The sequence below is a fragment of the Siminovitchia acidinfaciens genome (assembly GCF_003605385.1).
Lineage (GTDB): Bacteria > Bacillota > Bacilli > Bacillales > Bacillaceae_C > Siminovitchia > Siminovitchia acidinfaciens.
Genome location: NZ_QYTV02000007.1, coordinates 121,960 through 136,059, shown reverse-complemented (window position 1 = coordinate 136,059; position 14,100 = coordinate 121,960). Strand labels below are relative to the sequence as shown.

12 protein-coding genes are annotated in these 14,100 nt (G+C 41.7%); 7 read left to right on the top strand and 5 right to left on the bottom strand.

What is annotated here, in order from left to right:
* From D4T97_RS15325 to D4T97_RS15300, 6 genes are all read left to right on the top strand, one after another.
* Entirely contained in the window at positions 1–885 is an 885-nt protein-coding gene (locus tag D4T97_RS15325) for a response regulator (RefSeq protein WP_126051632.1), read from the top strand.
* Between the two features lie 158 nt (positions 886–1,043).
* Entirely contained in the window at positions 1,044–2,318 is a 1,275-nt protein-coding gene (locus D4T97_RS15320) for a cation:dicarboxylate symporter family transporter (protein ID WP_126051631.1), read from the top strand.
* A 377-nt stretch (positions 2,319–2,695) separates the two neighbouring features.
* On the top strand, positions 2,696–3,370 hold the full coding sequence (locus tag D4T97_RS15315; RefSeq protein WP_126051630.1) for a response regulator transcription factor: 675 nt from the start codon (positions 2,696–2,698) through the stop codon (positions 3,368–3,370).
* Positions 3,360–4,781 (top strand): HAMP domain-containing sensor histidine kinase, encoded by a 1,422-nt coding sequence (locus D4T97_RS15310; RefSeq protein ID WP_235872274.1) that lies wholly within the window; start codon positions 3,360–3,362, stop codon positions 4,779–4,781. The genes D4T97_RS15315 and D4T97_RS15310 overlap by 11 nt, the downstream gene beginning before the upstream one ends.
* A 168-nt stretch (positions 4,782–4,949) precedes the next feature.
* Positions 4,950–6,104 carry a S1C family serine protease gene (locus D4T97_RS15305; RefSeq protein ID WP_126051629.1) on the top strand — a complete coding sequence of 385 codons (1,155 nt, stop codon included), beginning with the start codon at positions 4,950–4,952 and terminating at the stop codon, positions 6,102–6,104.
* Positions 6,088–6,960, top strand: coding sequence for a peptidylprolyl isomerase (locus D4T97_RS15300; RefSeq protein WP_126051628.1), 873 nt, complete (start codon positions 6,088–6,090; stop codon positions 6,958–6,960). The genes D4T97_RS15305 and D4T97_RS15300 overlap by 17 nt, the downstream gene beginning before the upstream one ends.
* A gap of 274 nt (positions 6,961–7,234) precedes the next feature.
* On the opposite strand, the gene D4T97_RS15295 is transcribed toward D4T97_RS15300, so the two are convergent.
* The 5 genes from D4T97_RS15295 to D4T97_RS15275 all read right to left on the bottom strand — a co-directional run bounded on the left by D4T97_RS15295 (position 7,235) and on the right by D4T97_RS15275 (position 12,933).
* On the bottom strand, positions 7,235–7,546 hold the full coding sequence (locus D4T97_RS15295; RefSeq protein WP_126051627.1) for an AzlD domain-containing protein: 312 nt from the start codon (positions 7,544–7,546) through the stop codon (positions 7,235–7,237).
* Positions 7,539–8,231 carry an AzlC family ABC transporter permease gene (locus tag D4T97_RS15290; protein WP_126051626.1) on the bottom strand — a complete coding sequence of 231 codons (693 nt, stop codon included), beginning with the start codon at positions 8,229–8,231 and terminating at the stop codon, positions 7,539–7,541. Before D4T97_RS15290 ends, D4T97_RS15295 begins: the two co-directional genes overlap by 8 nt.
* Before the next feature lie 520 nt (positions 8,232–8,751).
* Positions 8,752–10,812: a midas domain-containing protein gene (locus tag D4T97_RS15285; RefSeq protein ID WP_164525593.1), complete on the bottom strand. Its 2,061-nt coding sequence runs from the start codon at positions 10,810–10,812 to the stop codon at positions 8,752–8,754.
* Positions 10,813–11,349: 537 nt separating this feature from the next.
* Positions 11,350–12,456, bottom strand: a complete 1,107-nt coding sequence (locus D4T97_RS15280; RefSeq protein ID WP_126051624.1) for a nitric oxide synthase oxygenase — start codon at positions 12,454–12,456, stop codon at positions 11,350–11,352.
* A gap of 309 nt (positions 12,457–12,765) precedes the next feature.
* The gene (locus D4T97_RS15275) at positions 12,766–12,933 is read right to left on the bottom strand and encodes an aspartyl-phosphate phosphatase Spo0E family protein (RefSeq protein WP_126051623.1); all 168 of its coding nucleotides are present in this window, start codon (positions 12,931–12,933) and stop codon (positions 12,766–12,768) included.
* Positions 12,934–13,545: 612 nt separating this feature from the next.
* On the opposite strand from D4T97_RS15275, the gene D4T97_RS15270 reads away from it, so the two are divergent.
* Positions 13,546–14,067: a YbaK/EbsC family protein gene (locus D4T97_RS15270; RefSeq protein ID WP_126051622.1), complete on the top strand. Its 522-nt coding sequence runs from the start codon at positions 13,546–13,548 to the stop codon at positions 14,065–14,067.
* Positions 14,068–14,100 lie beyond the last annotated feature (33 nt).

The following is a 14,100-nucleotide window of genomic DNA, read 5'->3' as shown; positions in this document are numbered from 1 at the left end:
CTGCGTTATTTTATTGTAGATGATGATACAGCAAGCCGTAGAATGTTAAAGAAAATCATAAACGAAAGTGGGCTTGGTCTGGTAATAGGTGAAGCGGCAAGTGGAAAAGAATCGCTATCGCTTGTGTTGTCGACTCAGCCTGATTTTGTTTTAATCGACTTATTGATGCCGGAACTGGATGGAATTGAAACAATTGAACGGCTAAGGAACGAGGGGTTCCTAGGACAATTCATTATGATTTCTCAAGTAGTCAATAAGGAAATGGTGGGGGAAGCATATGAAAAGGGCGTAGAGTATTTTATACATAAGCCGATTAATCGAGTTGAAGTAACTAGCATTTTAAAAAAGACGGCAGAACAATTTCGACTAAAAGATTCTTTAATTCAAATCAAACAATCATTAGCTCATATCGTTTCAAATGAAAAGCCATATAAACAACGAGATGTGAAGGAAATCGTTATCTCCATTTTGAATGATATGGGCATTGTCGGCGAAACAGGGAGCGACGATATTATATTGATGATTGAAATTTTAATGGAGGAAAATGAACATAACGGACAATTGCCGCCTTTAAAGGATTTATACGAAGCGGTTGCTCAAAAATTCAAAGATGTGGATGTTAAAAAAGAAAGCAAAGCCATTGAACAGCGAATCCGTAGAACGATTCTTACAGCTGTAAATAATTTGGCTTCATTAGGCTCCATTGACTACACCAATCCAGAGTTTGAATATTACGCACCCCGTTATTTTGACTTCCAGGACATGAGAAATCGAATGAAACAAATTCAAGAGGGCGACCAAAAGCCAAGCAAAGTAAAAGTTAATATTCGGAAATTCCTTCAAGTGCTATATCTTGAAACAATGGATAAATATTATCAAAATTGAATGAACAGATACATCTTTGAAATTAATCGATTGGGAATATGAAAATAAATAATTAAATATTTGTCGGATTTAATAGGATTCTATAAGTCATCAATAAACTCTTCTTATAAACTTTTTAAAGCAAGCGTTTTCAATAAATAAGAAGAGGTGACTTTTCGATGAGGAAGAAATTTAAATTTCCTTTAGCCTATCAAATTCTCGTTGGATTAATTTTAGGAATTATTGTTGGGGCTGTTTTTTATGGGAACCCTGCGGTCGAAACTTATTTGCAGCCGCTCGGTACAATTTTTATAAATATGATTAAAATGATCGTCGTACCAATTATCGTTTCTACATTGATTGTAGGTGTTGCCGGGACAGGAAATATTAAGCAATTGGGTAAACTGGGCGGAAAAACCATGATTTACTTTCAATTTGTTTCCCTGATCGCCATCATTGTTGGACTTTCTGCAGCAAACATCTTTAAACCGGGTGTAGGTGTGGACATGTCGTCCCTTTCCAAAGGTGATATTAATCAATATGTCCAAACGACAGAAGAGGTACAAAATAGCGGGGTTATGGACGTCCTTGTCGGAATTGTCCCTAATAATATTATCCAGTCGATGGCAGCAGGTGAAATGCTTCCGATCATCTTCTTTTCGGTATTATTCGGCTTAGGGGTTGCATCAATCGGCGAGAGAGGAAAACCGGTACTGGCATTTTTCAGGGGGACTGCAGATGCCATGTTCTGGGTGACTAATCTAATCATGAAATTTGCGCCATTTGGTGTGTTTGGATTAATTGGTGTCACGGTTTCAAAATTCGGTTTAAGCTCATTGGTGCCGCTTGGAAAATTAATGATCCTGGTCTATTTAACGATGATTTTCTTCGTTGTTGTCGTACTTGGTGCCATTTCGAAAAAAGTAGGAGAAAGCATCTTTACAACAATCAAATTATTAAAAGACGAACTCATCCTTGCGTATTCAACGTCAAGCTCGGAAACTGTATTGCCTAAGTTGATGGAAAAGATGGAAAAGAAAGGTTGTCCGAAAGACATTGTCTCCTTTGTCATCCCGACGGGATACTCCTTTAACTTGGACGGCTCGACACTTTATCAGGCGCTTGCGGCTATCTTTATTGCGCAAATGTACGGGATTGACTTAAGCATTATGGAGCAAGTTACCTTGGTCTTAGTATTGATGATTACCTCCAATGGGATTGCAGGCGTACCAGGTGTCTCCTTTGTCGTTCTGCTTGCAACATTAGGAACAGTGGGCATTCCCCTCGAAGGGCTTGCATTTATTGCGGGAGTCGACCGTCTTCTCGACATGGGGCGTACGGTAGTAAATGTAATTGGAAATGCTACCGCTACCGTTGTAATTTCCAAGGCGGAAGGCCGTTTTGACAATGCGAAAAAAGAGGAATACCTAAAGACGATTGAAGATATGGCATAAAAAGTTTGTCTTATAGAAACCGGTTTGTACTATGTTTTAAGATCTTTTTAGCAATAATGAAATACTGATAGTCCCGCAATATTAAAAATGCCAATGGAACCTTTAATGTTCCGTTGGCATTTTTTTCATGACGTAAGAAAACATATGCCCACTAGGTGTCCTGCGTCGCGTGTTGTCCGGATGCAATGGCACAGGATGTCGCGCTCTGAGCCTTCCAGCGCTTGTCGCCCCTAAACGGCCGTCTTCCGCATTTCAGTTTGTACGTCGCTAAACGAGCGCCTTCGCTTTTCTTTTATCAAACCCTTGACATCGTCCTGACATCTTTTCATGATATAGTCAATGAACCATTAAAATTGCGGGAATGTTGGTGAGGGATCATGACAACCATTTTAATCGTCGAAGATGAATATCCCATCAATCAGGTACTCAAGGTGTATTTGAGAAAGGCGGATTTCCATACTGAATCAGTATCAAACGGCAATGAAGCATTAGCAAAATTTGATGAAGTCAAGCCTGCACTTGTTTTGCTGGATGTGATGCTTCCGGGGTTGAGCGGCTGGGAGATATTACGAGAAATCAGAAGAAAAAGCGATTGCCCTGTTATTATGCTAACAGCTCTCGGTGATGTGAATTATCGGCTGGACGGCTTAAATAAAGGGGCGGACGATTATATATCCAAGCCGTTTGTCGGGGAGGAAGTTGTCGCAAGAGTGAAAGCCGTATTGCGAAGGTATGAAAAAATTGATCATGCTATCAAACGGTATGGACAATTGGAAATTGATTTTCAAGGACACCGCGTGAGATTGAACGGCGAAGAGATCCAATTGACACCGCGGGATTTATCGCTGTTGCTTTTTCTGGCTGAGCACCCCAATCAAACATTCACAAGGGATCAGCTCATAGAACACGTATGGGGCTGGGAATATGATGGCAGCGACCGTGCGGTCGATCTGTCTATCAAGCGGTTAAGGAAATCTCTGAAGGATTGGCCTGCCAAAGACGGGGAAATTCGCACGTTACGGGGATTGGGGTATCAGCTAAGTGTCCAGTAGAATTGGAAGAAAGATTCCGCTGCAGCGTTACTGGACAACGCGATATTTATTAACTATTTTAATCGGCTTGATTATTATGGCAGTCGTTTCCGCTTTATGGATCCGGCATACGACTTTGGAAAACAGGCTGCATATGATGGAGTTCATGGCGGAAGAAACCGCCAACCGGTTAGTGGGAAATGAAGAACCGGCTATACCTCCGCTGAATGATATACCTGGTTTGTTTTCCGAACGCGGCCATCTTTTGAATATGAAGAGAAATCCATTTATTTATGTTGCTAATGCCAGAGGTACTATCCTGGCCAGTAATCGTCCGCAAAGCCCTTTGAAGCATCAGTTGGATCCTTCCATCCTTAATGATCCCAATGAAGTTCAAAAGCACTCGGAGGGAATAGGGTATGAACCTTTTTATATTGTAAAAAAACCGATTGAGTTTGAGTCTTTATTATTGGGCTGGGTTGTGATTGCTGAAACCGAGGGCAATCTATCAAAAGTTGATCAGGAATACCAACAGCTTACGATTATGATTTTCAGTCTTGCCCTCCTTGGTTGGGCTGCAGTATATATTTTATCAAGAAAATTATCCAGACCGATCCAGGAAGTATCAAAAGCTGCTGAACAGGTACGGAAAGGGAACTATCAAATAGATCTACCGAGCGATTCAAAGGCACAAGAAGTCGATGAATTGATCCATTCCTTTAAAGAAATGTCGGAGCAGTTACAGAAGCTGGAAGCCTTGCGGACGGAATTGCTTGCGGGAGTTACTCACGAATTGAAAACGCCGGTTACATCGATTAGTGGCCTATTGCAGGCGATTGACGATAAAGTGGTAAGTGGGGAAGAAGCCAAGGAGTTTTTAAAAATATCTTTAAAAGAAACCGTCAAGATGAGAACGATGGTGGAAGATTTATTGGCTTTCAATTCGTTTGCAGCCAATGCTGTTCCATTGACGATGGATAACCATTCGATCAACGAGATTGTAAAAGACTGCGTCTATCAATGGGAGACGGGCCAAGCTGTTGATGGAATTGTTGTTGAAGTGAGACCTTTGCATGACGATGCAATTATACGAGTGGATGCAATCCGGCTACAGCAAATCATGACAAACCTGCTTAACAACGCCAAACAGGCGGTCAATCCTCCTGGTAACATTGAAATCTTTATCACGAACGTGAGTGATACACTTCAAATTGATATAAAAGATACGGGAACGGGAATTCCAAAAGAGGAGCAGCTCCTCATTTTCGAAAGATTTTATCGAGGTAATGACAAAAAGTTTAAAGTCGGTGGGCTGGGATTAGGGCTGCCGTACAGCAAGATGATTGCCCAGGCGATGAGTGGGGATCTTGAACTGATTGAAAGTACATCGTCGGGGACGACCTTCCGGATCAGCTTGCCAAAAGTAGATTAAACTGCCGTTTTATTTGCGGCAGTTTTTTATTTTTTTACGAGGGGACTAGCATTAAAAATTCAATGGGTAAATGTAACAATTTTTATTTTTAAAAGCGACCTGACATCTGCCTGACACACTGGGCCAGTAAAGTGAAAATAAGAGATAACGATGAAAGGTTGATGGAAAATGGACAATAAGATGCCAGTGTTCAAACGCTTTTTATCTACGGTGACTGCAGGTGTTGTTGGATCAGCCATCACTTTGGCTTCAGTGCAGTATTTTGACACAAGTCATTCTGAGCAACGGGCTGAAAACACATCAAATCTACCTGTGCAAAAAGTTCAAGCAAGTGTGAATTCGCTCGCTGATATTGTTGAGCAATCATCCAAAGCGGTTGTTGGTGTTGTCAATAAAAGAAAGCAAAATGACCGGTATCTAAATTCAACGGAAGTGACCGCGGGAACGGGATCTGGAGTCATTTATAAAAAAACGGATCATGAAGCTTATATTGTAACAAATAACCATGTCATAGAGGGTGCGGGTAAAATCGGCGTGTCCTTATATGACGGAAAAGAAGTGAAGGCGGATTTGATTGGAACGGATCCATTAACGGATATCGCAGTTTTAAAGATCAAAGGAAACTATGATATCAAGCCGCTTAAGTTCGGTGATTCCGACTCGCTTCGTGCCGGTGACCAAGTTGTTGCAATCGGAAATCCACTTGGGCTTGACTTGTCTAGAACAGTGACACAGGGGATTGTCAGTGCTGTCAATCGTACAATCCAAGTGAATACATCAGCTGGCGATTGGGATCTTAATGTCATCCAGACGGATGCCGCAATCAATCCGGGAAACAGTGGGGGAGCCCTCATTAACGCTTCCGGGGAGCTTGTCGGCATCAACAGCTTGAAGATATCAGAAGGCGGCGTGGAAGGGTTGGGATTTGCCATTCCAAGTAATGAGGTTACAACGATTACTGAAGAGCTTATTAAAAACGGACAGGTGGTCCGCCCTTATTTGGGAGTAAGTGTCGTTGGATTAAGCAAAGTTCCGGCCTTCTATTTGCAGGATCTTCCGGAAACAGTGCAAGAGGGAGTAGTGGTCGCTTCGGTTGACAAAAACTCAGACATCGCCAAAGCGGGGCTGCACGCTGAGGATGTCATCGTATCCATAAATGGTGAACCTATCAAAGATGAAAGCAGTCTTCGGAAATTTTTATACACCAAGGCCTCCATCGGGGATCAGGTAACGTTAAAAGTCTACCGGAAAGGCGAAAAACGGAAATTTACAGCGAAGCTTGCAAGTAATCAACAGGGAGAGAAAGATGAAGTCCAGCCTTAACATAATGATTATTGCAGTCCTTTTTATTGTTGCAGCAATTATCGGCTTGCTTTCAATGGATAAGAAAAAATATGTTGCCAGTATCAACGGGGAAAAGATCAGTGAAGGTGAACTGCATGATGAACTTGTAGCCAACTACGGGACGGATGTCTTGCAGTCATTGGTAAACCAAAAAATGATCGAGATGGAGATAGAGAAAGAGAACATTAATGTACCCAGGGAAGACATCGATGAAGAAGTAGAGAAATATAAGGAAGAATACGGCGGTGAAGCTGCTTTTAAAAAAGCATTGGAAGCCAGCGGCATGAACGCTGCAGATTTCGAGAGTAACATTAAAGATTACTTGGCTTTGACGAAGCTGATGGAAAAACGAATTACAATCACCGAGAAGGAAATGAAGTCGTATTTTAAGGAAAACAAAGACCAGTTCGAACAAAAGGAACAGGTGACGGCGAGCCACATATTAGTAAAGGACGAAGCCGCTGCAAGGAATGTAATCAAGAAGTTGGGTGAAGGGGAAGACTTTGCTGCATTAGCCGAAAAACATTCAACGGATGAAATGACCAGTGAATTCGGAGGGGACCTTGGTACGTTCGGAAGAGGAGAAATGGTCAAAGAATTCGAAGAGGCAGTATTTTCCATGAAAGTTGGGGAGGTAAGTGATCCCGTCAAAACCGAGTACGGCTACCATATCATTAAGCTCAATGGGAAAACAAAAGCGAAAAAGGCGGACTATGAATCAGCAAAAGAAGAGATCAGATCCACCTTGTTCGAATCGAAAATGAATGATGAAGTCCCTGCGTGGCTTGAAGAAATAAAGGAGGTATATGATGTTGAGTACTTACTTGATCATTAACATGATGACGCGCAGTAGGGAACCAGAGCATTGACCTTTGCAGCCGCCACTGCTCGATGTGAAGGTTCCAGAATTACACCCCCCTTTTAAAATATATAAAAGCAAAGATGCCAAGACAATGTGCTTGGCATTTTTGCTTTTACTTTTGGGTGTTTTTCACCGGGAGCTGAATAGTCTATTATTTTCATAAAAAAGGTTGGAACGCCTGGTTGCAATTTGCAACCAGGCGTTCCAACTCTCTTATAAACGTTCCAGTCCGTTTTCCTGCTCAATTTTATAAATACCGTACCAGTAGCCCAGCCACAATCCCTATTACAACTGTAGGAAGAAAAGATTTAAATAGTTTCATTGCAATTGCCCCCGCCAGGCATCCCACAAGAACTGGAATTGAAATCGAGAACTGTCCCTCCGTGCTTGTTAAAATTTGGTTGATGATTAATGCAGTCATGATTGCAACCGGGACGTAATTGAAATATAAGCGCAAGGTCGGGCTCAATTCTCGTCCAGTCATGAATTCAAGGCCGATAATTCTCGATAAAAAAGTGGAAACAGCTAGTAGTCCAATCAGTATCCAATGGTTAAGCATGTTCTGCCCTCCTGGCTGCATATAGACCCGCAAGCGGCGCCAAAAGACCGGTTAATATTATTTTCAAGTCATTGCCAGGCCAAAAATATTCAAGCGAACTTGCAATCAGTGCTGCAGCAACTGCTGTTGCAACGACTGGTTTCCCTTTAAGCGAAGGAATGAGCAGGGCCGTAAAGGTGACAGGGAAGGCCAAGTCCAATCCGAATTTTAAAGGATCAATCTGGTCGCCGATAAACGCACCAAAGTACGAAGAGGCAATCCAGGCCAAGTAGAATGTACCGGTTACAATTCCAAAATAGAGAGGGTCCGGGCCATATTTTTTAAATCTAGCGCTACCCAGCACAAAAGGTTCATCCGACACGCCAAACGACAACAACCATCGCCACTTCTTCTTGGCAGTGGAAAGACCTTCCGCAAGGGAGGCACCGTATAATAAGTTACGCAAATTCAACAGGACGGAGGTCAAAAGGACACTGGGCATCGTTACACCTGCAGCCAGCATTGCAACTGTAACCAGTTGGACCGATCCGGAAAACACTAACATGGACATGGCGACAGTAGCAGCCAAGCTAAAATTTGCTTGATTGGCGAGTACGCCATAGGATAATCCATACGCCGAAATGGCGATGGCTAATGGAAGAGCTTCAATAAAACCAGCTTTAACAGTGCTTTTTGCATCTCCCATTCTTATGCCTCCTTGCTAAATGAAATATAATTATAGTTAACTTTTTGTATATTATAATATAAGTTTAAAGGAGATCGCCTTCATAATTATGCCAGCTCTACTTTGGACATATCAATTTTGCAATTTTCATATCCTATAGCTACTGACTGCTCATTTTAAATGTTTTGATCAAAAATAAACACGCATACCGCGATGTCATCATCAATTATTTTAGATATCCATTTGATAAGCTTAGTACGGATATGTTCTATCAGTCTCTCCAGCAGATTCTGTTTCTACAGGCCCTAAGCCATGCGTGTTATGAGGAAGGAATCATCTCCTTGCCATCGTCGGTAACAGCTATAAATTTCTTAACAGGTATTAAAATCCCTTAAGTGTGTAAATGATGCTATGATCTACAAAAATAGTTCCGATCGGTTCGGACTCTTTTCTAAGTATGTCTTTATAGGTTGTTGAACCAGATTAATAATCAAAGAAAAAGAACCCTGCCCAATGGCAAGGTCCTTTTAAACGGGATTGCTTATTTTTTTAAAAAGCTGACAAAAGATTCGTATGCAAAAACAAGATTTTGGTAATAGCCGACTAATTTATCCCAGGCTGTTGTTTGCTCAAACTCGTTTGTTGGTTCTTCCGCAGCATCATCTCCAGCAACAGGTTCTTCTGCAGCGTCATCTTCAGCAACGGGTTCTTCTGCAGCGTCATCTTCAGCAACGGGTTCTTCTGCAGCGTCATCTTCAGCAACAGGTTCTTCTGCAGCGTCATCTTCAGCAACAGGTTCTTCTGCAGCGTCATCTTCAGCAACAGGTTCTTCTGCAGCGTCATCTTCAGCAACAGGTTCTTCTGCAGCGTCATCTTCAGCAACAGGTTCTTCTGCAGCGTCATCTTCAGCAACAGGTTCTTCTGCAGCGTCATCTTCAGCAACAGGTTCTTCTGCAGCGTCATCTTCAGCAACAGGTTCTTCTGCAGCGTCATCTTCAGCAACAGGTTCTTCTGCAGCGTCATCTTCAGCAACAGGTTCTTCTGCAGCGTCATCTTCAGCAACAGGTTCTTCTGCAGCGTCATCTTCAGCAACAGGTTCTTCTGCAGCGTCATCTTCAGCAACAGGTTCTTCTGCAGCGTCATCTTCAGCAACAGGTTCTTCTGCAGCGTCATCTTCAGCAACAGGTTCTTCTGCAGCGTCATCTTCAGCAACAGGTTCTTCTGCAGCGTCATCTTCAGCAACAGGTTCTTCTGCAGCGTCATCTTCAGCAACAGGTTCTTCTGCAGCGTCATCTTCAGCAACAGGTTCTTCTGCAGCGTCATCTTCAGCAACAGGTTCTTCTGCAGCGTCATCTTCAGCAACAGGTTCTTCTGCAGCGTCATCTCCAGCAACAGGTTCTTCTGCAGCGTCATCTTCAGCAACAGGTTCTTCTGCAGCGTCATCTCCAGCAATTGGTTCTTCCGCAGTATCATCGCCAATAGCTGGTTCTTCGCCATCACTTGGTAAAATAACTCCAAAATGATTTTCTATAAGTGTATTATAGTAATCGATTAAATTGTCGAAATCATTCAAAAGAGACTTATAGACAGTTACGTGCTCTTCTGTTACAATAGTACCATCGGTTGATTGGTCAGCTGACGTATTATCTTCATTGATAGTATCGTCTGCTGGCCTTTCTTTGTTATCGTCTATTTCAGAAGGCTCTTCTGTGTCACCTTCATCATCTGCAGGCTGTCCAACATCATCTGCATCATCCGCAGGTTGTTCTTCGTCAGTTGCATCATCTGCAGGCTGTTCAACGTCATCTGCATCATCTGCAGGCTGTTCTTCGTCGTCTGCATCATCTGCAGGCTGTTCAACGTCATCTGCATCATCTACAGGTTGTTCTTCGTCAGTTGCATCGTCTACAGGCTGTTCAACGTCGTCTGCATCATCTGCAGGTTGTTCTTCGTCAGTTGCATCGTCAGCAGGCTGTTCAACGTCGTCTGCATCGTCAGCAGGCTGTTCAACATCGTCTGCATCATCTGCAGGTTGTTCTTCGTCAGTTGCATCGTCAGCAGGCTGTTCAACGTCGTCTGCATCATCCGCAGGTTGTTCTTCGCCAGTTGCATCGTCAGCAGGCTGTTCAACGTCGTCTGCATCATCCGCAGGTTGTTCAGCGTCGTCTGCATTATCCGCAGGTTGTTCAGCGTCGTTTGCATCGTCCGCAGGTTGTTCAGCGTCGTCTGCATCATCCGCAGGTTGTTCAGCGTCGTCTGCATCGTCAGCAGGTTGTTCAGCGTCGTCTGCATCGTCAGCAGGCTGTTCAACATCGTCTGTATCATCTGCAGGTTGTTCTTCGCCAGTCGGAGCAGCTTCTTGCCAATTTTTACTTGCAATTGTCCTCATTATTTTTCCTTTTTCAGGCGAGCCAGGAATGCTTGTGGCATAAGAGGATACCATTTCACCATGATTTTTAAATTCCGATTTTTCATCATTCTCGTCTGCTAAAGCTGGAGCACCTACCGAGAAAACAGCGGCTGTCAACATTGAGGTCGACATTACAAACGGTAACAATTTTTTGTTATTATTCTTTCCTTTTTGGTTAGGATCTTTTACCAAGAATCATCAAACTCCCTTCGTTTTTTAATTCTTAACCTTTGACAGCTACCTACATAAATGGAAGTAACTCTATAATTTTTCTGTCGTTATGTATATCCCCTCCTTTTATGTAGTGACAATATAGGAGGCTTGGTCTAAATATTCGACTTTAATTTTTCAATCGAATATTTTGCAGTGCCTCATACCTGCACGTCTCCTACCATAACCGATGAAGATGACAATAGCATAACAATCTAATAACAAGTTGTTATGGAAATATTAACCTTTAATTACAATTATTGAATGTAATCTATTAGTCCTGGTTCTTATATTCTGCTGGGTAATATAAAAGAGGGATTATTATCATGGATCCAATTAGGAGGAAATTAGGTGCGGCATTCTGTGATAAAAAAGCCTCTTCGTAATATGCACGAAGGGACTTTAATACGATATCTATTAAAATCAACCACATAAGCAAGGTAGATTTATTTGACGAAAGTAAAAAAAATAATAGCCCCACGGCACCATATTTGAAACGCATGAGGCTTTATTGACTCGTCAATTTCTCTTTGGATCTTCTTGATAAAAATAATTCGGGCTAATGATGTCATTCTTATATGGTTGATGATAAATATGAGTTGTAGCAGGTGAAAGTGGAGGGATAAGCCATGTCCAATCACCGGTGACATCTCTGCCGATTTCCAATTCCTTTTTTTCAAAACGTTTAAACTGTTCCGCAGCTGTATGGTGGTCAACTATCGTTACACCGGCTTCGTGGTAGGAATGCATCACCGCAATATTTAATTCAACCAATGCTTTGTCAATCCATAATGAACGAATTGACTTAGTATCTAATCCCATCAATTCTGCGATTTTCGGCAATAAATCGTAGCGATCCTGATCTGCAAGGTTTCTCGCCCCGATTTCTGTTCCCATATACCAGCCGTTAAAGGGGGCCATAGGATAATCAATGCCGCCTATTTCCAAGCGCATGTTTGAAATGATAGGCACAGCATACCATCTCACACCAAGGTTGTTGAACCCGTGCATGTTTGGATGAGTAATTTCAACTTCTTTTACGAATTCTTTCGGTATTTCATATAGTTTTGGCTTTTCATCATGCTCTTGTAGCATCAGAGGAAGAACATCAAAGGGGGTTTGGTCTCCTTGCCAGCCCATGTTTTCACACATTTTTGTTAATTGGAGTGATGTCGAATCACCGATGATTTTACCCTCTTTTTCATACCCGGCATAGCGAATTAATTGATGGTTCCATATTCGAAGTGGGTCATTCCCATTTTTCCTCGGAGCAAAGATTGTAATCGTAGGGCGAATTTTACCCCCGTTTGTAGCATAATGAATATGTTTTACCAGTTTTTCAAAAGCTACATCAGCTGTTTCAACCTCTCGTTCATCAAAAACATCCAGCATATGCCAAAGCAATCGTCCAATACAGCGATTGCTATTGCGCCAAGCCATTTTTGCTCCGTGCGTCAATTCAAAGCCTTTGTGTGTGTATGTACCTGTATTTGAAATTTCCTTCTGTATCTCTTCCATCCGCTTCGATTGCTTTTCTTTTGACAGGCCAAGCTCGCTGTAACAAGTATGAATGAATTGTGTTGCTTCTGCGAGCAGGGCCGCATCATTTTTAGTAGTTAAAGCCATTATGATCAACTCCGTAACATAAATGTAGCATCGATACGGGTTGAATCATTGGATGAATTGGGCCGATTTGTTGAATCTTTTTTTGCAAAGGAGAACGAAAGGTGTTTGCATTGATTATAAGAATAGAGGCTGAGGGAATGATGGGGAAAGTAAAACATTATCTATGAGGGAAAATAATGAAACAAGCTATTTAATAGTATAATTTTTAAGTCAATATCATGAATTTTATAAAAAAAGATTTCAACCTGTTGTTAGCAATTAACTTTCTACCTAAAAGACGTCGCAGGAGGGAGAGTGACGAAAATAATATTAAGTCAGTTGGTATTTATTTAAAATGATATCCAGCTTTTGACTTATTTCAATCGTTTTTTTATTGGTTAATCCCTTAGTAGTGCCATAGATGATCATTTCTTTCCTCAATGAATTGATTTCATCCAGCAATGTTTGTTTTCTTTTGTTGTTTGGCAATTTCTCCATCTCGATAATTCTCCTTTGTAGTTTTAAGTATCTGTGCAGCTGGGGGAGTATGGGTGAAAAAGCTACACAGGAAAACCAAAAATAAATGGAGATTCACATTAGGGGCAGGTCCCTCCCGGCTAGCAATAGGTTAAAAAGATTATACTACATGTTGTTGTTAATAATCAATACGTACACTACATATTGTTGTTAAAAATTCAGAAAAAAATAATTTTGTCTGGTAGGAAAGTATAATTAACCTTATGAAATTGCGTTTTTCATACCGTATAACCCCCAAACGCCATGCTTTTTGAACGTAACTATCATTTAACAAAAAATAATAAAACCGTTACTAGTTTTTTTAGGAAGAATGAAAAAAGAGGTTAACGGAGAAAGTGAATAGATGAAAGAGATACTTCAGCCATTCATTTATACTTGAATTAGTACCGCGGCCGGATCTGTGTTCGAAAGAATACGAGGAGGATGCTGCATACCGCTTCTTATGAACAAAAGATGGATATGACCTTTTTGCTATTCATCAAAAAGGATCTTTAAGAAAGATTAAACAAAATTTAATGATAGACTGAAGCTGAGGGGCATCAGCAGCTCAATAATTTAGAAAGGAAGAACGACATGTCATTTGAAACTGTAAAAGCTCATTTTGAAAAGTGGAATCGTGAAGCAGATATTATGGAGTTTGAAACATCCAGCGCAACGGTAGAGCAGGCTGCTGCAACAATAGGCGTGATTCCGGCACGGATTGCCAAAACGCTCTCTTTCAGAGGGGAAGAGGATCAGGCAATATTGGTGGTAGCCGCCGGCGATGCGAAAATCGACAATAAAAAGTTTCGCAAAACTTTTAATTTTAAAGCGCGCATGCTTTCACCGGACGAAGTATTGGAGCAGACCGGACATGCCATTGGAGGCGTGTGTCCGTTTGGGTTGGCAAATGATTTAAAGGTGCATTTGGATATATCATTGAAGCGTTTTGATACAGTTTTTCCCGCCTGCGGAAGTACAAATTCAGCGATTGAATTAACATGCGATGAACTATATGAATATTCTTCAGCCAGCCAGTGGGTGGATGTGTGCAAGGGTTGGGAAGAAGAGTCTCATGAAGTTGCTGCAATTGCAGGTAAACAGAGCGGATCTTGAGTTCATTGTCCGTTCTTAATTCATTTCAGTCGA

Excerpts from the sequence above, each read along its gene's own strand:
- D4T97_RS15320 (WP_126051631.1), top strand. The coding sequence starts at position 1,044 with ATGAGGAAGAAATTTAAATTTCCTTTAGCCTATCAAATTCTCGTTGGA.
- D4T97_RS15315 (WP_126051630.1), top strand. The coding sequence starts at position 2,696 with ATGACAACCATTTTAATCGTCGAAGATGAATATCCCATCAATCAGGTA.
- D4T97_RS15305 (WP_126051629.1), top strand. The coding sequence starts at position 4,950 with ATGGACAATAAGATGCCAGTGTTCAAACGCTTTTTATCTACGGTGACT.
- D4T97_RS15300 (WP_126051628.1), top strand. The coding sequence starts at position 6,088 with ATGAAGTCCAGCCTTAACATAATGATTATTGCAGTCCTTTTTATTGTT.
- D4T97_RS15295 (WP_126051627.1), bottom strand. The coding sequence starts at position 7,546 with ATGCTTAACCATTGGATACTGATTGGACTACTAGCTGTTTCCACTTTT.
- D4T97_RS15290 (WP_126051626.1), bottom strand. The coding sequence starts at position 8,231 with ATGGGAGATGCAAAAAGCACTGTTAAAGCTGGTTTTATTGAAGCTCTT.
- D4T97_RS15280 (WP_126051624.1), bottom strand. The coding sequence starts at position 12,456 with ATGGCTTTAACTACTAAAAATGATGCGGCCCTGCTCGCAGAAGCAACA.
- D4T97_RS15275 (WP_126051623.1), bottom strand. The coding sequence starts at position 12,933 with ATGGAGAAATTGCCAAACAACAAAAGAAAACAAACATTGCTGGATGAA.
- D4T97_RS15270 (WP_126051622.1), top strand. The coding sequence starts at position 13,546 with ATGTCATTTGAAACTGTAAAAGCTCATTTTGAAAAGTGGAATCGTGAA.